Raw genomic sequence first — 19,832 nt, 5'->3', positions numbered from 1 at the left:
CGTGAAGGGAACATTGAGGGAATCAGAGTCCCTCAATGTTCCCTTCACGACCCGCCTGGACGGCCTGCTCTCCGCTGTTTCCGGGTGCGTCACCCCGGGTGAAACCGCGCCTCGCGCGTGATTGACTGGCCGGCATGGTCAGGCATCCGCGCGCTCGGGGTCCGCAGTGACCGCCGGGACGCCGGCGGTCCGGCCGCGCAACCGGCGGCAGCTCATTGTCGCAGCGGCCGGACGGGCGTTCAGCGAACGCGGGTACCACGCGGCGTCGATGGAAGAGATCGCCGCCGCGGTCGGGATCACCGCGGCCGCCCTGTATCGGCACTTCCCGAACAAGTACGCGCTGTTCACCGAATGCGCGAACGTCATGGCGGACCGGCTCGTCGCTGCCCTGGCTCCGCCCGGCGCGCCGCTGGCCGACGTGCTCCGCGCCGTCGCCCGGGTCACCGTCGCGCACCGGGCTTCCGGCGGCCTGTACCGCTGGGAGTCCCGCTATCTCGAACGTGCCGACCGGCGCCAGCTGAGCGAGAAGTTCGCGCAGGTCGTCGCGCGCGTGACCGAAGCGGTCCAGCCGTCGCCGGACGCGGATCTCCGCGCGGTGGCGGCGCTCGGCGCGATCGGGTCCGTCACGATGCACCACACCTCGATCGCCCAGCGCCGAGCGGAAGACCTGTTGACCGAAGCCGCTATGCGGGTAGCCGCCGCTTCTTCGTCGGCTGCGCCGTCCGTCGAGCTTCCGGCGCAGCCCGCGCCCAAGACCCGGCGCGCGGAGATCATCGCGGCCGCCGTCCCGCTGTTCGACCGAGACGGGTTCGCCGCGGTCACGAACGCCCGGATCGCGGAGGCGGTCGGGCTCGTGCCGTCCGCGCTTTACCGCCATTTCCCCAACAAGGCCGAGATCCTAGCGGCGGCGTGCCTGCAGGCCGCCGGGCTGCTGGCGCAAGCAGTGGAGCGAAATCTGCACGGGACAACCGGTTCGCGCGCTCTGCCGCTGCTGGCCGCGACGTACGTGGCCTACAGCTTCGAACACACCGCGTTGACCAACGTCGCTGCCGCTGAAGTCGGCGGTTTGCCTGCCGCGCTCCAGCAGCCGCTGATTCAGGCGCAGCGCGAGCACATCGCAGTCTGGGAACGAGAACTCCGGCTCGCCCGGCCGGAGCTCGACCCGCACCAAGCCCGCGTGCTGGTGCACGCGGGCTTCGGCGTGGTGGTCGAAACCGGCCGGCGGCTGCGGTGGCGCGACGGCCCGGAGCACCGCGCCGCCGTCACCGCGTTCCTGTTGAGCGCACTGGGTTTCTAGGCACCCGGCCGGTTCGCGGTGGGCAGGGTGATCGGCGTCTGCGTCGGCGAGGTGCCGTTGTTGAGGTACAGCATGGAAATGCCGCGGACGAACTGGTCGAACAGCCAGAAACTGCCTGGCTTGACCTTCGACACCCCTTCGCGGAACGCCACGTAGGCCGGCCATTCGACCCGGATCAGCGCGGCCTGCACGTAGTCGCGCGGGAGGCCGAGCCAGTCGCCCATCTGGTCGTTGAGCAGATAGCGGACCAACTCGTTGAGGAAGCCGGAATCCAAGCCCAGCACAGGATTCTCGAGATAGCCGAGCAGGGTGTGCGCCAGGCTGACTCCCTCGCTGGTCGGCCCCAGCACCGGCCACAGCATCTGGTCCGCCTGCGTTTCGGCGTCGGCCCAGGTCTTGGGAATGAACCGCTCCTGGACTCCGAGCAGGTGGAGCGCCACCTGCCACGCGTGCAGATCCGCTTCCTGTTCCGCTTGCGACAACGAGATGTGCCACTTGAGCATGTTGCTGCGGGCGAACGTCGCGACGGAGTGGAAGGTGCGCAGGATGTCCCCGTTGCTGATCGGCTTGGGCTGGTCCGCGCCGGCTTGGTACTTCGCCGACGTCGGCAGCAGATTCCGCACCGCGGCGTGCACCAGCCGGGTCTTGTTCGCGGTGACGACGAAATGCCCGTCCGGATCCCATGCTTTCGCGTTGTGCAGGTCGTAGCCGAAGGTGAACGTCTTGGCCGCGCGCTGCTTCATGTCCGCGCCGCCGGCCGACCAGTAGACCGCCCGCGCCTCGCGCGGGATGACCGTGCTCATGATTCCGCTGCCGAGCGTTTCGGAGACGAACAAGTAACTGCTCAGCCGGGTGTAGAGCTTCTCGGACGCGGCGAGCTTCACCGGGTCGGCCCACGACGGCAGCTTGTTGACCTGCCGCAAGTACGAGGTCAGGTAGTCCGGCATCCCGGCGGGCAACGGGGCGTTGTTGTCGATCCACCCCTGCCAGGCGGCGTTGACGGCGTCGACCTGGCCGTCCGCGAGCAGCGCCGCGGCGACCGCGTCCGCCGTGTCGTCCCACACCTGGAACGGGTCCGCGACGGTGTCCGTACCGGCGACTGAACCCTTGCCGGACCATGCCCACGCCGGGCTCGCCGCCCCGGCCGCGCCCGCGATGCCCAGCGCCGCGCCGAGGGTGAGGACCGTCCTCCTGCTGAGATTCTCCATGTCCTGCTCTGCCTCTCTGGTTGGCGTCGTTGCCATCCCATCGCCGGCCGGCGCGGGGCCGCCGCCCTGTTCGACAGTCTCGGATGATGTGATTTCTCATTAACATAACGGCACTGGTGACGGGTCGGCAAGAGGCGGCTCCGCCGGCGTATCGGCTCCGGTGGATTCGTTTGCGCCACCGCGGAGGTCTGCGTGAGGGACTGGCGCTCGCCGGGTAAGGAGCACCGACGATGACCATCCCCGCCACCCTGCGCGCCTTGCGGCAGACCTCCCAGGACGGTCCCTCGGACATGCGGCTCGTCACCGACGCCGGTGCCTGGACACACGTTCTGGGGCCGCCCGGCGGCTGGCGGGTGATCGCGACCTCCGCCACCGGTTAACCCGCGGCCTATCGCCGCGACGCGTTTATCGCCGGTACTTGCCGTTCCGCCGGGCCTTTCGCGACGACCGCGACACTCCAGCCAGCGGATGCCCAGTCGTTGCCCCAGGTCGCCGTCGGGCAAGCAGTTCCCGTAGTTCCGCGATGCCGGCCTCATCCGGATGACCGCAGTTCAGCACTGCCGTGACCAAACCGCGGGCTTCGTCCGGCGGCATCGCATTGAGGGACGCAGCGACCTGGTCCGGGCCGCCGAGTTCGAGCAGATGGATGAACTGCTCGGCCACGCCGCGCAGTCGCTCGTCATCGCTGAGCTCCTCCAGAGCAAGTTCGCCGCGCTCGACGAGGAGTTGCATGGCAATGGGGGCCAGCTTCCGGTCCGAGCGCAGCTCCCGGAGCAGTGCGGTGCCGTCGGGAATGGCCCACGCGAGCACATCGAGCATCGCGGTCGCACGCGAACGGATCGGGCAGCGCCGGACTGCATCCATCAGCAGCGGCAACCCGCGGTCCCGGCCGCCGTGGGCGTCGAGCCAACCGGCGAGTTCCGCCGCCGCTGCCTCCTGCGGGTAATGGTCTGCGAGCACCCCGAGCAAACCCGAGGGTTCGGCCCCGGAAAGTTCCCCGACCAGCGGTGCGTGCCGGCCTGCCGCGATCATGCGCTGGCGTACTGCGCGCCTGGCCAGCGGGGTCAGCGCGATCAATTCCACGCTGTCGGCGGAAAGCGCGGACCGCAGGCGGTCAGCGGTGGCCGGCGAGAACACGCCGGGCCCGCCCGGATCGAGGTCGATACTGAAAACCGGATCGGCCACGCCGGTCGTGAGCGTCACCACATCGAATTCGGCCAGCGTCGTGAACACCCGTCGAAGGTCTGCGCCGACTCCCTCGCGCCATGCCTGCTCGCTCGCCTCGTCCAGGTCGTCGATGGCGAAGCATTCGAGGACGGACAGCCAGACGGTTTCCTGGAGCCTGACGATCGGCATCGATCGGGGAAAGCTGTAGAGGGTGTTCAGGACGTCAGGCAGCACCTCGTCGATGATGCTGGCGAGCAGAATGCTGTACCTAGGTGCCCAGTTGCGTCCGTTCAGAACGAGCTCCGGCGAGGCCAGGCGGTCGAACGCCGCGGTCCAGAGTCCGAGGCTGTCGCGAAGCAGCCGCGCGTTCTTCGCTACGCGCACCAGCTTGCCCTTGACCACCCGGACGACCCGGATCGTTTTCGCAAGCTCGATCAGGCTGGACAGGACAGTCAGTTCTTCGCTGCTGCGGGTCCGGTAGATCTCGCCCCCGACCTCCCGATCGAACTCGTCGCCGGTGTCCAGGAGTTCCACCAGAGCACGGGCATCGGCCAGTTTCAGGTTGCCGGTCGCGGTCAGCGCCCGACCGTCGCCGACCCATTCGACCAGCGCACGCAACCGCGCGACGACCGCCGTCTCCTCGGCAGCCGCTGCCAGTTCCGCATCCGGGGGAAGCGTCACCGGAAGGGTGGCCACGGCACGCTCGGGCCGGCCGCCGCCGTCGTGGACATGCCGCGCGGTGATCTCGCTGAGCGCCTCGTCGTTGTAGTCGACCTTGCCGGCGCGCACCGCGTCGAGGAACCTGCCCATGCCCGCTTCGTCTCTGGGATCGACTCCCTGGCGGAGCGCGTTCATGGCCCAGAACTTGGCCACACCGAAGTTGCGATCGTCGGTCATCGCCGTCGCGAAACCGGCACCGGCTTTCGTGACTGCCGCGTCGAGCTCGGTCAGCGGATCGCCGGTCGGGTCGGCCAAGCCAGCTGTGTGCAGTCCGCGGAGAAACAGCCGCAGGTCCTCCGGGATGTGCGCGGTGTCCTCGGGGCGAGCCGACAGCCGCCGAGGCAGGTGCGACAGCAGGAACTCCTCGACCAGGCCGGCGGTCCAGTAGCCCAGCCGCCCGTCGACGCTCTGGTGCCGGAAGTCCAGAGCCGCCTCCAGTACCAGCGGATCGATGCTTTCCGTTCCGGCCATGATCGGCGACCGTCGGACCAGCAGGTCCTTGGCCGCGTCGAACGCGTCGGTGTCTTCGGGCTGGTAATACATGCGCATCGGAGTCACTGTCCTTGCCGGAGGTCTGGGTCCGGGTGCTCGGCGATGAACTGGCGCGCGACGTCCAAGCCGGTCAGGGCGTTGTCGCTCAGCCACTCCACGGCACGGCGGCGTGCGCGAACGTCGCGGAAGGCGCGCCAAAGCGGAAGAAGCTCCGGATAGTCGTGGTGCAGTTGGTCCTTGAAACGACGGAAGGCCCCGCTGCCGCGGAGAGCCCTCGACAGCCGCAGGCTGGCCTGTTCGTCGCCGACACACTCGGCGAAGTCCGCCATGTCCTGATACCAAACGTAGGGCGGCAGCGGCTGGATCGGGATCAGGTCCAGCTCGTCCAGATCGACCGGGTTCTCGCCGTCGAGCCCGCCGTCGAGCGTCCAGAGCACGAGTTCGCCGGTACGCGGGTCGACAAGGAACCGGAGGTCGTAAGCATCCTGATTCTGCAGGGCGTGGGCGATCTCGTCGAGGTCGAAACTGTCCAAGGCGAACACCCGGACAGGCTAGGGGCTGAGGGCACCCGCGTCGGAGGTGCGTCTTGCTTGCCCTGCCCGCCGCTCATCTGCTCCGGTGAATGAGCTACCCATCGTCGGTCAGCGAACGGCCGGGGCACCGCGCGTTGAGCGACAGCCCGACGATGCTGACCGAGGGCGCAAAGAACGGGACGGCGGTCGGGGTATTCCCCTCGACCGCCGTCCCGTGTCTGGTGGACCGCCACCTGCCGTTGTTGGCCTGGTGCCGGCCTAGCGGAGGTGTTGACCAAGGAAACCCCTGGTCAACGCCTCCACCCGATCACACGTCGTAGTACAGCGAGAACTCGTACGGGTGCGGACGCAGCCGCAGCGGGTCGATTTCGTTCTCGCGCTTGTACTGGATCCACGTCTCGATGACGTCCGGCGTGAAGACGCCGCCCTCGAGCAGGAAGTCGTGGTCCCGCTCCAGGGTGTCCAGCACGGTGCCCAGGTCGCCCGGGACGAGCTTGACGTTCTTGGCCTCTTCCGGCGGAAGCTCGTAGAGGTCCTTGTCGATCGGCTCCGGCGGCTCGATCTTGTTCTTGATGCCGTCGAGCCCGGCCATCATCATCGCGGAGAACGCGAGGTACGGGTTGCCCGACGAGTCCGGGCAGCGGAACTCGGCGCGCTTGGCCTTCGGGTTGTTGCCGGTGATCGGGATCCGGACGCACGCGGAGCGGTTGCGCTGCGAGTACACCAGCGACACCGGGGCCTCGAAGCCCGGCACCAGGCGGTGATAGGAGTTCACCGTCGGGTTGGTGAAGGCCAGCAGGCTCGGCGCGTGCTTGAGCAGGCCGCCGATGTAGTGCCGCGCCGTGTCGGACAGGCCCGCGTAACCGGACTCGTCGTGGAACAGCGGCTGGCCGTCCTTCCACAGCGACTGGTGGCAGTGCATGCCCGAACCGTTGTCGCCCGAGAGCGGCTTCGGCATGAACGTCGCGGTCTTGCCCGCGGCGAACACGGTGTTCTTCACGATGTACTTGAACAGCTGCAGGTCGTCGGCAGCGTGCAGCAGCGTGTTGAACTTGTAGTTGATCTCGGTCTGGCCGGCGGTGCCCACCTCGTGGTGCGCGCGCTCGATCTCGAAACCGGAGTGCTGCAACTGGCGGACGATGTCGTCGCGCAGGTCGGCGAAGTGGTCGACCGGCGGGACCGGGAAGTAGCCGCCCTTGAACTTCGTCTTGTAGCCCTGGTTGCCGCCCTCGGTGTCGGCGCCGGTGTTCCACCAGCCCTCGACCGAGTCGATCTCGTGGAACGAGAGATGTTCGGCGTCTTCGAAGCGGACCGAGTCGAAGATGTAGAACTCGGCTTCCGGGCCGAAGTACACGTTGTCGGCGACGCCGTACTCGGCGATGTACTGCTCGGCCTTGCGCGCGATGTTGCGCGGGTCACGGCTGTAGGCCTCGCGGGTGAACGGGTCGTGGACGAAGAAGTTCAGCGAGAGCGTCTTCGTCTTGCGGAACGGGTCGATTCGCGCCGTTTCGGGGTCCGGAAGCAGCAGCATGTCGGACTCGTGGATCGACTGGAAGCCGCGCACCGAGGAGCCGTCGAAGGCCAGGCCCTCTTCGTACGCCTCCAGGTCGAACGCCTTGGCGGGCACCGTGAAGTGCTGCATGACGCCCGGCAGGTCGCAGAACCTGACGTCGATCGACTCGACCTTCTCGTCGGCGATGAGGCGCTGAATGTCGTCTGGAGTAGTGGGCACCCTCGGTGACTCCTTCTCGTTCGTTACCGGCGGCAGTACTCTCTTCGGCTCACGCTAAGAGGGCGGTGTTGCCCGACCGTCACCCGAATGTTTCGCGGGTGTTAACGGACCCCCGCCACTGCCCAGTCGACCAGGCCGGATGTGGTCCGCGCCACCGGCATACCCTGGATGGGTGGCGAGATGGACGGGCGAATGGCTGCCGGGCGTCGGCGAGGGCTCCGCGGCGGCTCCGAGAGAGGCCCCGCGCTGGCGTGGCGAGTCACTGGGCCTGCCCGAATCCGGGCCGGGCGCGATAGCCGGCGGCGGCCCGCGGTTCCTGGCGCTGCTGGTCGATTTGGTGCTGGCGTCGCTGATCACGACCTTGTTCGTGCGCTACGACCTGCAGAACGCCGCCGCGATGCAGACCTTCAACCTGTGGGCGGGCGCGGTCTGGGCGGTGCTCACCGTGGTGCCGGTCACGTTCTTCGGCTTCACGCCGGGGATGGCCGCGCTCGGCATCCGGGTGGCCCGCCTGGACGGCGCCACCATGGTCGGCGCATGGCGAGCCCTGGTCCGGATGGCGCTGACGGTGCTCCTGCTGCCTCCGCTGGTGCGGAACCTGGACGGCCGCAACTGGCTGGACCGAGTCACGAACACCGTCGTCATCCGGATGCGCTGAGACCCGCCCGCGCCGGTCTAACCGGCAGGTTTGCCCGTGAAAAGGCCCCTTGCGAGGATGTGATTCCCGCAAGGGGCCCTCTTCACGGACAGGTGGCTTTCGAGGGTCAGCGCCGCCGGATCGTCCGCTGCACGTTCCGCATCTTCGCCCCGGCCGGCATCGGCCCCTTGGGCATAGCCGCTCCCCGGGATCCCAGCGCCGCCAGCTTGGCCTCCAGCGCGTCGACCTGGGCCGGCTTCAGGTTCCGCGGCAGCTTCGCCAGGTGCGCCTGCAGCTTCTTCAGCGGGACCTGGTTGTCCTCGTGCCCGATGGTCACGTCGTAAATCGGTGTGTCGCCGACCAGCCGCGACACTCGCTTCTTCTCCTGCGCGAGCAGGCCCTTCACCCGGTGCGGAGCCCCCTCCGCTACCAGGATGACGCCCGGGTGCCCCAGCACCCGGTGGACCGCGTCGAGCTGCGTGGTCGCGGCGACGGTCGGCGTGACCTTCCACTTCCCGCGCAGATTCTCCAACGCCCAGGCGGCGGCGCCGGGCTGGCCGTCGGCCTTCCCGTAGACCGTGCGCTGCACGCGGCGGCCGAAGATGATCACGGCCAGCAGGATGCCGAGCACGACGCCCAGCGGCAGCAGCGTCCACTGGATGTTGAAGATGAAGCCGATGCCGAACAGCACGCCGGCGGTGACCACGATCGAGCCGACCATCCAGGGGATCAGCATCGGGTCTTCTCGGCGCTGCATCTTGAACGCCTCGAACAGCTGCCCGCGGCGCGCCTTGCTCGCCGCTCGCTTCTCCCGCTTGGCCTGCTTGGCCGCTTCCTTGTCCTGCTTGCCCGCCATACAGCCAGGATACGGCCGCGTGCCCTGCCGGGAATTCGTCGGCCCCCTCTGCGAGGATCGCGGGGTGGCCACCGCATCGTCTCCCCAGACCAGGCACAGCCGCTCGAGCCTGCTCGACGGGCTTGATCCCGAGCAGCGCGCCGCCGCGGCGGCTCCCCGCGGTCCGGTCTGCGTCCTCGCTGGTGCGGGCACCGGCAAGACCCGGACGATCACGCATCGCATCGCTCATCTGGTCCGATCGGGGCACGTCTCGGCGGCGCAGGTGCTGGCCGTCACCTTCACCACGCGCGCGGCCGGGGAGATGCGCACCCGGCTGCGCGGCCTCGGCGTCGACGCCGCGCAGGCGCTGACCTTCCACGCCGCCGCCCGCCGTCAGCTCCGGTATTTCTGGCCGCGGGTCGTGGGCGACCGGCCGTGGGACCTGATCGACAACAAGTTCCGCCTCGTCGCGCAGGCCGCCCAGCGGGTCCGGCTGAGCACCGAGACCGAAGTGCTGCGCGACTTGGCGAGCGAGATCGAGTGGAGCAAGGCGTCGCTGGTCTCGCCGGACGACTACCCCTCGGTCGCCGCCCGGATGCAGCGGGACACCCCGGCGCCGGTCGCGCAGGTCGCCGAGGTCTACCGGCGGTACGAGGAGCTGAAGAACGACGCGCAGCTGCTCGACTTCGACGACCTCCTCCTGCAGACCACCGCGGTGCTGGAGAAGCACGACGCCGTCGCGGCCGAGTTCCGCGACCGGTACCGCTGCTTCGTGGTGGACGAGTACCAGGACGTCACGCCGCTGCAGCAACGGCTGCTCGACGCGTGGCTCGGCGGCCGCGACGACCTCACGGTGGTCGGCGACGCCAACCAGACCATCTACTCGTTCGGCGGTGCCTCGCCGAAGTCGCTGCTGGAGTTCACGCGGCGGTTCCCGGAGGCGACCGTGGTGCGCCTGGAGCGCGATTACCGGTCGACGCCGCAGGTCGTCGCGCTCGCGAACCAGGTGATCGGCGCCGCGCGCGGCCGTCCGGCGGGGTCGCGGCTGAAGCTGATCGGGCAGCGGCCGGACGGACCGGATCCGCGGTTCGCCGAGTACGAGGACGAGGCCGCCGAGGCCAGCGCGGTCGCGCGCCGGGTCCGCGAGCTGCTCGACGCGGACGTGCCGGCGAGCGAGATCGCGGTGCTGTTCCGGATCAACGCGCAGTCGGAGGCGTACGAACAGGCGCTCACCGAGGCCGGGATCCCGTACCTGGTCCGCGGCGGCGAGCGATTCTTCCAGCGCACCGAGGTGCGGCAGGCGATGGTCGCGCTGCGTACGGCGTCGATGGAGCCCACCGAGCTGGAGCTGGTCACCACAGTGCGCTCGGTGCTCGCGCGGGTCGGGCTGACCGAGCAGCCGCCGTCCGGCGGCGCGGCGAAAGAGCGTTGGGACGCGCTGCTCGCCCTCGTGGAGCTGGCCGAGGAATTGGCGGCGAGCGTCGAAGACGCCGACCTGCCGCGGTTCGTCGCTGAGCTGGAGCAGCGCGCCGCCGCCCAGCACCCGCCGACGGTCGAAGGTGTCACTCTCGCGTCGCTGCACGCGGCGAAGGGGCTCGAGTGGGACGCGGTGTTCCTCGTCGGGCTGTCGGAGGGCACCATGCCGATCCTGCACGCGGATGGCGACGACGCCGCGATCGAAGAGGAACGGCGCCTGTTCTACGTCGGCGTCACGCGGGCTCGGGAGCACCTGTGGCTGTCGTGGTCGCTGTCCCGCGGTCCGGGCAGCCGGCGCAACCGGCGGCGGTCGAGGTTCCTGTACGGGCTGATCCCGGAGGATCACCCGGCGGCACGGATCGCGCGGTCGCAGCAAGCGGCGAAGCCGGGGTCGAAGGCCGGCCGCTGCCGGCTGTGCGGCGGACCGCTCGTCCAGACCATGGAGGTCAAGCTGGGCCGGTGCGCGAAGTGCCCGTCCACAGTGGATGAAGATCTGCTGGAGAAGCTGAAGACCTGGCGCGGCGAGCGTTCGCGCGAACTGAAGGTGCCGGCATTCGTCGTGTTCACCGATGCGACACTGATGGCCATCGCCGAACAGCGGCCGACCGACGACGGCGCGCTGGTGTCGATCTCCGGGATCGGCGCGACGAAACTCGAGCGGTTCGGCGCCGAGGTGCTCGACGTGATCCGATCGTCGATGCGGTCTTGACCGCGTCGATCCGGTGATCGATGCGGCGAACCTGCTGCTAGGCAGCGATCTCCGTCGCTTCGACAAAGATTTGGGAAAATAAGTTGCCCCGCCCGCGCCGGGCCGCATAACCTGCGTAGGAACCCGGGCGAAGTAGGGCCCGGTCTGGGGAAGTACACGACAGCGCCCGCCTCGGGCGGCGCGCGTCCGGCAGAGAAAGGCGGTGCCAGTGAAATGATCAGCAACTCGAAGTTTCTGAAAGCCGGCACCGGTCTGCCTGTCTGCATGGCTCCGACCGCTCCGCGCCCTGGCACCGGTGTGTCCACGGTTGCGCATGTCGACGGAACGCGGCGTCGTATCGACGGACTGCGTCTCATCGAAGGCAACGGGACCCCGGCCGGCATCGCCCTCGCGACGGCCGTCGTCGCCGCGTACCCGCAGGTTGATGCCGATCTGCCGACCATCAAGCAGTTCCGTGTTCCGTTGTCGATACGGGAGCGAAGTTCCTGACCTGCGTCAGGACATGAGGCTCACGAAGGCCGCGGAACCGGTAACCGGATCCGCGGCCTTCGTGTTTTTTTGGCTGCACAACAGAAGGAACAAGTTGTCCAGTTCGATCGCCACCCACACCGCCCGCACCACCGCATCGCAAAGGAGCCCGGAAATGTCATCCGCCATCGCCCTCGCCGAGGGCCCCCTGGCCGAGGGGTTCGACATCGGCGACCTTCTCGAAGGGGTCGCCGAACCCGAACTTCCCTGCCGCTCGCGGGACGCGGACCTCTGGTTCGCCGAATCGCCCGCCGAGCTCGAACGAGCCAAGGCGTTCTGCGCCGGCTGCCCGGTCCGCGAGGCATGCCTCGCCGGAGCAGTCGCCCGGCGCGAGCCCTGGGGTGTCTGGGGAGGCGAAATCTTCGAACGCGGCGCAGTCATCGCGCGCAAGCGGCCCCGCGGCCGTCCGCGCAAGAACGCCGCCCTCGAACCCGCCGCCGCAGCCAGGAGCGCCGCCGCATGACCGTCGACGTCCGCACCACCCGCGATTACGAGTCCCGCACCGGAAAAACCGTCCCCGTGCAGGCGAAACCCAAGCAGACCAAGTCTCAGGAGATCAGCAACATGTTGCTTCACGAAGAACTGTCGAGGGCCCGAATACGGGACCTGATAACCGAACATGAGGCCCAACGCCCATGGCGTCAGGCCCGAGCCGCGCGCCGCTGGTCGAGGCTCGCCGACTGGGCGAAGAGCCGAGCCGAGCGGCACGCCCCGCCGGACTAAGCCGGACCGTGCGGTCGGCATCGGCCGCAGGACTGCCTCCAGTCCTGCGGCCGATGCCGACTGCCGATGTCGGTTGCCTGTGCAGGGGTGCCGACTGCGGTTTTGAGCGGGTGTCGACTTCGGTTGCGGGGCGGCTGCTGGCATCGAATGCCGGCTTGCCCGGGCGAGTGGTTTTCGACTGCCCACAACCGCTCGTCAGTCTCGGATCTCTGCCGTTTCGTCCGAGGGGGGCGGAGCGGCGGCCTGCACGCCGCGGCTGATTTACCTTGGTGGCCAAGGCTTTTCTTGGCTCACGCAGCGCACCGCTGACCCGCGCGGCCGATCGTGGGAACGAGTCTGGAAGGCACCTGTCGGGGGACCTTCCAGGCTCGTTCTCGTTCGCGGATGGTGGGCGGGTGTTCAATGGTCCTCGTGTCCGGACATACGCATGACCACATCGACTGGGCAGACCGGCTGGCGTACCTCCGCGCGGCCGACGCCCTCGACGCTCCCGCACAAGCCGCCATCGCGGCACGCCTTGTCGAGAAACTCCCCTCCCGTCCGACCGTGATCGATCTGGGCTGCGGCGCCGGCGGCATGAGTACCCATTTCGCGGCGGCATTGGCCGAACGAAGCGGCGGCACGATCGTCCTGGTAGACGCGACTCCTGAACTTCTGCAGGAGGCTGCACGCATCGTCCAGTACGCAGCCGCAGCCGCGGCGACCGACGGCACGGCGTCGAAGGTCGAGGTCCAGGCGATCGTCGCGGATCTCGCGGACGCTGCATTGCCGGACCGACTGCCCGCCGCGGATCTTGTCTGGGCGTCGCGCGTCGTGCATCACCTCCCGGACCAGCAGGCAGCGACCGGCACGATCGCGTCGATCGCCCGTCCGGGCGGGATCGTCGCACTTGCTGAGGGCGGATTGTCCTTCTGCTTCCTCCCTTGGGATCTCGGAGTCGGCCGACCCGGGCTGGAGGACCGGTTGCAGGCCGCGCAGGCGGCATGGTTTGTCGGGATGCGCGAAGGCATCGACGGCGCGGTCCCGATGCCCTACGGCTGGCCGCTCGCGCTCGAACGCGCCGGGCTCGCCGAGGTCCGTTCATTCAGCGCGCTGGTCGACCACCCCGCGCCAGGACCGGACGGTCTCACCGACTACGTGCACCACCACCTTTCGCGCCTCGCGATGAACGCCGCCGATCACCTTTCGGACGACGACCAGTCGGTCTTGGCCTCCCTGCTCGACCCGGACAGCCCGCACTACCTCGGCAAGCGCCGCGACCTCTACTTGCTCGGCGCACGAACCGTCCACCACGGTCGCCGAACGTGACCGCCCCGGAACCGGCCTGTTCGCGATGCGGTCGGTCTCGGGCTGCCGAGACCGACCCGATCGCGACCCTGGCCTGGGCGAGTACCAAAGAGAACGGCGTCCAGCGCTGGCTGTGCCCGAATTGCGCGCGCAGCCACGTCCGCGACATCGAGGGCAAGCTGCCTGACGAGTACTGGTAGCTGTCGCTGCCTGACCTGGGACAGGCCCGAGCCGCAGCCGTTGGCAGGCACTGTGCACCTCCCCGGGCTGCGGAGGACACGCGGTTTTCGCCGGTGACCCTTCGCCTGCCCAACTGGCTGGGCTGGTACAGGCCTCGCTGCCTCGGCTGCTTGCCTCCCGCTGGACCAGTCCTGCCTGCCCAGCCCGAGCCGGTCTGGGCCAGGTCAGCCTGATCGATGGCGAGCGAGGACAGCGAGGACGATGCCGCGGCCACCGTCGTCGGCGTGCTGGGGTCAGGTCTGGGTCATGCGGCATTTCCCGTCTTATAGACAGCTCGGACCTTCGGACGGGGAGTGCGCGTCGCTTGGCGGTAGGCGCTGAGCAGTTCGGCGCTCATCGCTTCCAGTGAGTCCTGCAGCTGCTGCGGTGTGCAGCGGAACAGCACAGTGCCGGTCGCGGCCAGGGCTAGATGGCTGAAGTCGTCGGAGCCGGCGGCGGTGCGGTAGCGCCATGCCATGCCGACTTCGTCCCACCAGGCGTCCGCAGTGCCGAGCCGTCGGCCCCGGAGATCGCAGATGGCGACGTTCCATTGCGGGGTCGGCAGCGGTGTTCGCTGGAGGGCTCGCAGGGCGTGACCGTGCGCGAAGGTTTCCTTGTCGTCGAGGTTCCGGAGAATCGTGCGCACTGCCGAGGTGCCGCGCTGGTTTCCGGAGTCCAGTTCGGCGGTGAGGTCTTCTCGGCCGGCGAGGCCCCAGTACAGCGGCAATGACACCAAACGCGCGATCTCGTCGGGGTTCTGTTCCCGGCGGGCGAGGTCGAGGGCCGCCCGGGCGGCGTTGGCGTACGGGAGTCCGTTGATCAGGACCGGCTCGGGCATGCGCGCGGTGCGGGACGCGATGACGTTCGGTTCGTAGGACGGCCTTCGGTTGTGCGGCACGAGCAGGTGGATCTCCGGCGTGCGCGGGTGGCTGATGCCGTGTGCGCACAGCGCGTCGGTGCCGGTGATGAGCGATCCAGGGCCGAACCTGGCCACTGCCGCGTGCAGGAGTTCGTCCCGGCTCGGCGGTTTGTCGTGCACCAGGTAGACCCCGGAGTAAACCTGCCGCCACGGTCCTCCGGGGCCGGAGAGCTGGGCGGCTCTTCGGTCGGAGATGCCGGCGACGCGCAAATGCCGCCGGTGGAGTACGCCGTGTGAAACAAGGTCGCTGAATTCGAGGGCTTCAGTGTCGCCGGTCGTGGTCGTCATGGTTCGAGCATGGCGGCTCGAAGGCGTACAGAGAACGACGCTTCGCAATCTGTGGACAACTCTCGGTAACAGGACTGCCCTGTGGACAACTCAGGCGGCGAACCCGGGCTGCCAGCGCTCCACGATGCCCCGGGCCGGGATCTCGGCGTCGAGCTGGCAGAGGATCCCGGTGGAGCCCGCGGTGACCCGGTGGATCATCAGGTATTCCGGCGGCAGGTTCAGCGAGCGGCCGACATGGAAGTCGTTGCCGCGGGAATCGCCGACCCGGCCCGCCTGCCGTTGCATCCAGCGCCGGGTGAAGTGGAACGTCGGCTGTGCCAGCGGCTCGGTGAACGGAGCGAGGTACGCCAGTACCTCCTCTGCTTCGAGCTGCGAATCCTCGCGGACGAAGCCGTTTTCGCGCAGCAGCCGCATGAGCTCGGCGGAGTGGCCGTCGAGGGCCAGGCGAGTGATCTCGCCGAGGTGCCGCGGAATGCCGTGCGGCAGCTTGGCGACGCCGCCGAAGTCGATGACGCACAGCCGGCGGTCTTCGGTGAGCATGAAGTTGCCGGGGTGCGGGTCGGAGTGCAGCAGATGCGCCCGGGCCGGCGACGAGTAGTGGAATTCGGCGAGCAGCCGTCCGGCGAGATTCCGGGTTTCCACGTCGCCGTTCGCGATGATCTGGGCCAGTGGAGTGCCGGTGGCCCATTCGCTGACCACGACCTTCGGCGCGCTCGCCACGACGCGCGGGATCAGGAACGCGGGGTCGCCCTCGAATGCCTTCACGAACGCGCGCTGATTGTCCGCTTCGGCGAGGTAGTCGAGCTCCTCGTCCATCCGTTCGGACAGCTCCGTCAGCAGCGGCTTCACGTCAGTGCCGGGGATGAACGCCTGGAACAGCCTGCTGAACCGCTGCAGCTGACGCAGGTCGCTGCGCAACGCCTCGTCCGCTCCCGGGTACTGCACCTTGACCGCGACCGGGCGACCGTCGTGCCAGACGCCGCGGTGCACCTGGCCGATGCTCGCCGCGGCGGCGGGCTCGTCGTCGAAGTCCGCGAAACGCCCGGTCCACGACCGGCCGAGCTGCTCGGCGAGCACCCGGTGGGTCTGCCGGGCCGACATCGGGGGAGCCGCCGACTGCAGCTTCGTGAGCGCTTCCCGGTACGGCTGCGCCATGTCGTCCGGCACCGCGGCTTCGAACACGCTCAACGCTTGCCCGAACTTCATCGCGCCGCCCTTGAGCGTGCCGAGCACCTCGAACAGCTGCTCCGCGGCTTTCGCCGACAGCGTCGCGCTCACCTGCTCAGCGCTTTGCCCGGCGAGCCGTTTGCCCCATCCGCCGACCGCCCGGCCGGCGATGCCGAGCGGCAGGCTGGCCAGCTTCGCGGTGCGGGCAGCACCGCGGCGCGGCATAGCGGAATCGCGTTCTCCGGAGCGGTCGCGGAAGTCGGTCACCTTAGCGATTCTGCCCTGGCGACCACGGCCACCGCAGCCCGCAGACGGCGTCCATGTGTGTCCTACCTCTCTTGACGTGCCTCCGTTGGTTCGTTCGGAGCCTCGTCGGGCTCTGCTTCCAAGGGAACCGGTGCGCCGCAGCCGCACTCGGGATGCGGCTCCCAGTACTGGCGGCGCAGCTGCCCGTCAAAGGTGTCGATCTCGAGCGTGGTGTTCCACGCCGGCGGTCGGGTTTCGCTCGGCGAGAGGACGCGCATCGCCTGCGCGACCGCCAACGAGGCGCACGCTTGCACCGCACCGAGGTCGGGTCGTGGAATCTGGCCGACCAGCTGGGTCGCGATCCGCGGCCACGCCGGATCGCTGTCGGTCCGGTGCAGGTCGCAGCAGCGCAGGCAGGCACTGCGGCCAGGTTCCACGAACGGACCGACGATGCCGGTTCCTTCGCGGACCTGGACCGGCAGATGCGGGATGCCGGCCTCGGCCAGCTTGGCGACGTCCTCCGGCGGCGGCACCAGCGTGTCGGTGAGCAGCACGAGGTCGGGTATGCGGCGATGATTGCGCGAGGTGCGGACGTCCGGCGCGATCCGGGAGAGGACGGCACGGATCGCTTTGTGTCGCGGTTGGCCCAGTTCAGTGGGGGTGAGCCCGGTGCCGAGGTCGGCCTCGGTGACCGTGCCGGACGCTCGAATGTCGAGATGTCCGACGCCGGCCGTCGCCAGCAGCGCGGCCACCGCGACCGCGATCCGGCCGCTGCCGTGGACCCCGATGAAGCTCTGCCGACGACGGTCGGTGAGCGCGGGTTGGTAATGCCGGGCGCGCAACGACCACAACCCGGTCTCGACGCGCTTCGCGCTCGGTGCCGCCGCTTCGGTGACCAAACCGAGCGCGGTCAGTTGCTTCAGCAGCAGGTGGAACTGGTTCCGGTGTTCGCCTGCCGCGAGCAGCACGGACTCCAGACTGCGCCGTCCGTCGAGCCTGCGGACGCTGTCGACGATCGGCGCGGGCAGTCCGGCGGCGACGACGCCGTGGCGCGGGTCAAGGCCGAACTGGATCTCGGCACCGCCGCGTTCGAGCACGTGGATGCCCGGAAGCAAGGACGGATACGCCGGGAGGAGCACGTCCGGCGGTGGAACGGTGGACAGGGTCATACGGCCAGCTTGGCAGTCACGCAGCGCCACGAGCGGGTGGGAAACCCAGTTGTCCACAGGGAGAGCAAGTTGTGGACAACTCAGGTCTGTGACCTTTTCGGCGCTCCAAGTTGTCGGTGCTGAGCCTTACCGTTGTGGGGTGGTCGAAGCACGGACGCCCTCGCTTAAGGGCAGGGGCGCGAACGCCCCCTCGGACACTCCACGGCACAAGGTCGAGGTGCGGCGCAGCCAGCGCAGGCACCGGACGGTCACCGCGTACTGGAAAGACGACACCCTGGTGGTGCTCATTCCGGCACGGATGACCCGCGCGGAAGAGAGGCATTGGGTCGCGGAGATGGAGCGCAAGCTGTTGCGCTCCGGCGCGAAGGCGGCGGCTCCGCCCAAGTCGTCGGACGCGGTGCTGCTGACGCGCTGCACCATGCTCGTGGCGAAATACCTGGACGGGAAAGCGTTGCCGGCCAGCGTGCGCTGGGTGCCGCCGATGCGGACCCGATGGGCCTCGTGCACTCCAGTGGACGCGACGATCCGGGTCAGCGACCGGCTCCAGCGGGTGCCGCAATGGGTGCTGGACTACGTCCTGGTGCACGAGCTGGCCCACCTGCGCGAGCCCGGGCACGACGCGGCGTTCTGGGCACTCGTCAACCGGTACCCGAAGACGGAACGGGCGATCGGGTATCTGGAGGGGCTGTCCGCGGCGGCGGGGTGGGGGATATCGGAGGAAGACTGAGCTGGCCGGAGCCCGGCCGGGATGGTGAGCGGTCGGCCGGGATGTGAGCGGCGGGCTGGGGTCGTGAGCGGTCGGCAAGGTGGTGCGCGGCCGGCTGGGGCGGCGAGTGGCCGGCGGTGGCGAGCGATCGGCGAATGGAGCGGGAAGCGGCTGCTGGCACCGTTGAGTCGGTCGCGGCTGGACCGGGCAGAACAGCCGCGCGGCCCGGCTCGAGGAGGTCGAGGCGGGCCGCGCGGGTGGGAATGAGCGGGCGGTCAGAGCATTCCTGGAGAGACCGCCCGGGTGAGGGCTCAGGCGGGCGGGTTTCCCTCGTCCTTCGGAGTGTCCTTGGGGGTCTCGGTGCCCTTGGCGTCGTCGGCGGACGGCGTTTCGCCAGCGCCGGAACCGGAGCTGGACTTCGCTTCCCGGGCCTCGCGCTCCGCCTTCTCCGTCCGCTCCAGCTCCGCGATCGGGTCCAGATCCGCCGGGATCGCGGCTGCCTCGGCCAGGCGCTCGGCGAAGTCCAGCGGCTCGTCCAGGTCCTCCGCGGTCGGCATGAGGTCCGGGTGCGACCAGAGGCCGTCGCGCTTTTCCAGGCCGTAGCGTTCTCCGACGAGCTTCCACAGCGACGACGCGGCGCGCATCCGGCGAGGACGCAGCTCCAGGCCGACCAGCGTGGCGAAGGTCTGCTCCGCCGGTCCGCCGGTCGCGCGGCGGCGGCGCAGGGTCTCGCGCAGCGCACCGGCACCGGGCAGACGGTCGCCGATGGCCTCGGCCACCACCACGTCCACCCAGCCCTCGACCAGGGCCAGCAGTGTTTCCAGGCGCTTCAGCGCGGCCTGCTGCTCTGGGGTCGTCTGCGGTTCCAGCAGACCCGAGGACATCGCTTCCTCGATGCTCGCCGGGTTCGCCGGGTCGATGCGACCAGCCAGGGACTCCAGTGCCGACGTGTCGACGGTGATTCCGCGGGCGAATTCCTGGACCGTGCCGAGCAGACGCTGGCGCAGCCACGGCACGTGCGCGAACAGACGCTGGTGCGCGGCTTCGCGGGCGGCGAGGAACACCAGGACCTCGCTGGCGGGCAACTCCAGGCCCTCGGTGAACTTCTCGATGTTCGCCGGCAGCAGCGCCGAGGTGGCGGCCGGGCCGAGCGGCAGGCCGACTTCGGTCGAGGTCAGCACCTCCTGCGCCAGCTGCGCGAGCGCGTTGCCGAGCTGCGAGCCGAACGCCATTCCACCCATCTGCCCCATCATCGACAGCAGCGGGCCGGCTGCCTGCTTCGCCTCTTCGGGCAGCGCCTGCAGCCACGCGCCGGACATCTGCTGCGCCACCGGGTCGCACAGCAGCTGCCAGGTCGGCAGGGTCTTCTCCACCCAGGTACGCGCGGACCACGACACGGTCGTCGTCGCACCCGCGGGCAGGATCGTCGCCGCGTCCAGCCACAGTTCTGCCAGATGAGCGGCGTCGCGCACGGCGGTCGCGGAGTCGCCGGGGCCGCCGGAGGAGGAAAAGCCGATCTTGGCGTCGTCCCGTCCGCTCAGGTTCTGCAGCGCGATCTGTTTCGCCAGGTCGTAGTTGACCGGCCCGCTAGACGAGCCCGCCTGGCTCATCATCTGCCCCAGCTGGCTCAGCATCTGGCCCAGCTGGTTGAACGCCTCGGCACCGGAGGGTCCCGGGTTCGAAGGGTCGTCGTCGCCGCGCTTGTCGGGATCGGGCGGTCCGAAGCCGAACGGGGGATTGCTCATAGGTCCACCGTACGCGGGTGCGGGCCGCG

General features: G+C 69.2%; 19 protein-coding genes. 10 read left to right on the top strand and 9 right to left on the bottom strand.

Features of this window, described 5'->3' with window-relative positions; genetic code table 11:
* The first annotated feature begins 166 nt into the window (after positions 1-166).
* Positions 167-1,297: a TetR/AcrR family transcriptional regulator gene (locus AMYBE_RS0125890; RefSeq protein ID WP_020662303.1), complete on the top strand. Its 1,131-nt coding sequence runs from the start codon at positions 167-169 to the stop codon at positions 1,295-1,297.
* On the opposite strand, the gene AMYBE_RS0125885 is transcribed toward AMYBE_RS0125890, so the two are convergent.
* The gene (locus AMYBE_RS0125885) at positions 1,294-2,505 is read right to left on the bottom strand and encodes an oxygenase MpaB family protein (RefSeq protein WP_020662302.1); all 1,212 of its coding nucleotides are present in this window, start codon (positions 2,503-2,505) and stop codon (positions 1,294-1,296) included. The two genes, AMYBE_RS0125890 and AMYBE_RS0125885, sit on opposite strands and share 4 nt — an antisense overlap.
* A gap of 230 nt (positions 2,506-2,735) precedes the next feature.
* On the opposite strand from AMYBE_RS0125885, the gene AMYBE_RS45085 reads away from it, so the two are divergent.
* Complete coding sequence (locus AMYBE_RS45085) at positions 2,736-2,885, top strand: hypothetical protein (RefSeq protein ID WP_020662301.1); 150 nt, start codon at positions 2,736-2,738, stop codon at positions 2,883-2,885.
* Positions 2,886-2,910: 25 nt separating this feature from the next.
* On the opposite strand, the gene AMYBE_RS0125875 is transcribed toward AMYBE_RS45085, so the two are convergent.
* From AMYBE_RS0125875 to glnA, 3 genes are all read right to left on the bottom strand, one after another.
* Positions 2,911-4,647: a hypothetical protein gene (locus tag AMYBE_RS0125875; protein ID WP_211226853.1), complete on the bottom strand. Its 1,737-nt coding sequence runs from the start codon at positions 4,645-4,647 to the stop codon at positions 2,911-2,913.
* 299 nt (positions 4,648-4,946) lie between these two features.
* The gene (locus AMYBE_RS0125870; RefSeq protein WP_020662299.1) at positions 4,947-5,426 is read right to left on the bottom strand and encodes a UPF0158 family protein; all 480 of its coding nucleotides are present in this window, start codon (positions 5,424-5,426) and stop codon (positions 4,947-4,949) included.
* Between the two features lie 298 nt (positions 5,427-5,724).
* Entirely contained in the window at positions 5,725-7,149 is a 1,425-nt protein-coding gene (glnA, locus tag AMYBE_RS0125865) for a type I glutamate--ammonia ligase (RefSeq protein ID WP_020662298.1), read from the bottom strand.
* A 172-nt stretch (positions 7,150-7,321) separates the two neighbouring features.
* Between glnA and AMYBE_RS0125860 the strand changes: the two genes are divergently transcribed.
* Entirely contained in the window at positions 7,322-7,807 is a 486-nt protein-coding gene (locus tag AMYBE_RS0125860) for an RDD family protein (protein WP_020662297.1), read from the top strand.
* A gap of 106 nt (positions 7,808-7,913) precedes the next feature.
* Here the strand turns inward: AMYBE_RS0125860 and AMYBE_RS0125855 are convergent, their stop codons facing one another.
* Positions 7,914-8,642, bottom strand: coding sequence for a DUF4191 domain-containing protein (locus tag AMYBE_RS0125855; protein WP_020662296.1), 729 nt, complete (start codon positions 8,640-8,642; stop codon positions 7,914-7,916).
* Positions 8,643-8,706: 64 nt separating this feature from the next.
* Here AMYBE_RS0125855 and AMYBE_RS0125850 point away from each other — a divergent pair, with 64 nt between their 5' ends.
* From AMYBE_RS0125850 to AMYBE_RS0125820, 6 genes are all read left to right on the top strand, one after another.
* On the top strand, positions 8,707-10,806 hold the full coding sequence (locus tag AMYBE_RS0125850; protein WP_020662295.1) for an ATP-dependent DNA helicase UvrD2: 2,100 nt from the start codon (positions 8,707-8,709) through the stop codon (positions 10,804-10,806).
* A 213-nt stretch (positions 10,807-11,019) separates the two neighbouring features.
* The gene (locus tag AMYBE_RS0125845; protein ID WP_020662294.1) at positions 11,020-11,295 is read left to right on the top strand and encodes a hypothetical protein; all 276 of its coding nucleotides are present in this window, start codon (positions 11,020-11,022) and stop codon (positions 11,293-11,295) included.
* Between the two features lie 154 nt (positions 11,296-11,449).
* The gene (locus tag AMYBE_RS0125835) at positions 11,450-11,797 is read left to right on the top strand and encodes a WhiB family transcriptional regulator (RefSeq protein WP_020662292.1); all 348 of its coding nucleotides are present in this window, start codon (positions 11,450-11,452) and stop codon (positions 11,795-11,797) included.
* A complete protein-coding gene (locus AMYBE_RS0125830; RefSeq protein WP_020662291.1) occupies positions 11,794-12,057 on the top strand; it encodes a hypothetical protein in 264 nt (87 codons plus the stop codon). Before AMYBE_RS0125835 ends, AMYBE_RS0125830 begins: the two co-directional genes overlap by 4 nt.
* Positions 12,058-12,459: 402 nt before the next feature.
* Positions 12,460-13,365: a methyltransferase gene (locus AMYBE_RS0125825; protein ID WP_020662290.1), complete on the top strand. Its 906-nt coding sequence runs from the start codon at positions 12,460-12,462 to the stop codon at positions 13,363-13,365.
* Positions 13,362-13,544 (top strand): hypothetical protein, encoded by a 183-nt coding sequence (locus tag AMYBE_RS0125820; protein WP_020662289.1) that lies wholly within the window; start codon positions 13,362-13,364, stop codon positions 13,542-13,544. Before AMYBE_RS0125825 ends, AMYBE_RS0125820 begins: the two co-directional genes overlap by 4 nt.
* A 284-nt stretch (positions 13,545-13,828) precedes the next feature.
* Here AMYBE_RS0125820 and AMYBE_RS0125815 read toward each other — a convergent pair whose 3' ends face one another.
* From AMYBE_RS0125815 to AMYBE_RS0125805, 3 genes are all read right to left on the bottom strand, one after another.
* Positions 13,829-14,770 carry a hypothetical protein gene (locus tag AMYBE_RS0125815; protein ID WP_020662288.1) on the bottom strand — a complete coding sequence of 314 codons (942 nt, stop codon included), beginning with the start codon at positions 14,768-14,770 and terminating at the stop codon, positions 13,829-13,831.
* Between the two features lie 90 nt (positions 14,771-14,860).
* Positions 14,861-16,162: an ABC1 kinase family protein gene (locus tag AMYBE_RS0125810; RefSeq protein WP_425386957.1), complete on the bottom strand. Its 1,302-nt coding sequence runs from the start codon at positions 16,160-16,162 to the stop codon at positions 14,861-14,863.
* A 104-nt stretch (positions 16,163-16,266) separates the two neighbouring features.
* On the bottom strand, positions 16,267-17,352 hold the full coding sequence (locus AMYBE_RS0125805; protein WP_020662286.1) for a TOMM precursor leader peptide-binding protein: 1,086 nt from the start codon (positions 17,350-17,352) through the stop codon (positions 16,267-16,269).
* A 217-nt stretch (positions 17,353-17,569) separates the two neighbouring features.
* On the opposite strand from AMYBE_RS0125805, the gene AMYBE_RS0125800 reads away from it, so the two are divergent.
* On the top strand, positions 17,570-18,079 hold the full coding sequence (locus tag AMYBE_RS0125800) for a YgjP-like metallopeptidase domain-containing protein (RefSeq protein WP_020662285.1): 510 nt from the start codon (positions 17,570-17,572) through the stop codon (positions 18,077-18,079).
* A gap of 290 nt (positions 18,080-18,369) precedes the next feature.
* Here AMYBE_RS0125800 and AMYBE_RS0125795 read toward each other — a convergent pair whose 3' ends face one another.
* Positions 18,370-19,803, bottom strand: coding sequence for a zinc-dependent metalloprotease (locus tag AMYBE_RS0125795; RefSeq protein WP_020662284.1), 1,434 nt, complete (start codon positions 19,801-19,803; stop codon positions 18,370-18,372).
* Positions 19,804-19,832: the final 29 nt, after the last annotated feature.

It is taken from the genome of Amycolatopsis benzoatilytica AK 16/65, from assembly GCF_000383915.1.
GTDB classification, from domain to species: Bacteria; Actinomycetota; Actinomycetes; order Mycobacteriales; family Pseudonocardiaceae; genus Amycolatopsis; species Amycolatopsis benzoatilytica.
The sequence above is the reverse complement of the archived record's forward strand: the minus strand, read 5'-3'. Positions and strand labels throughout refer to the sequence as shown.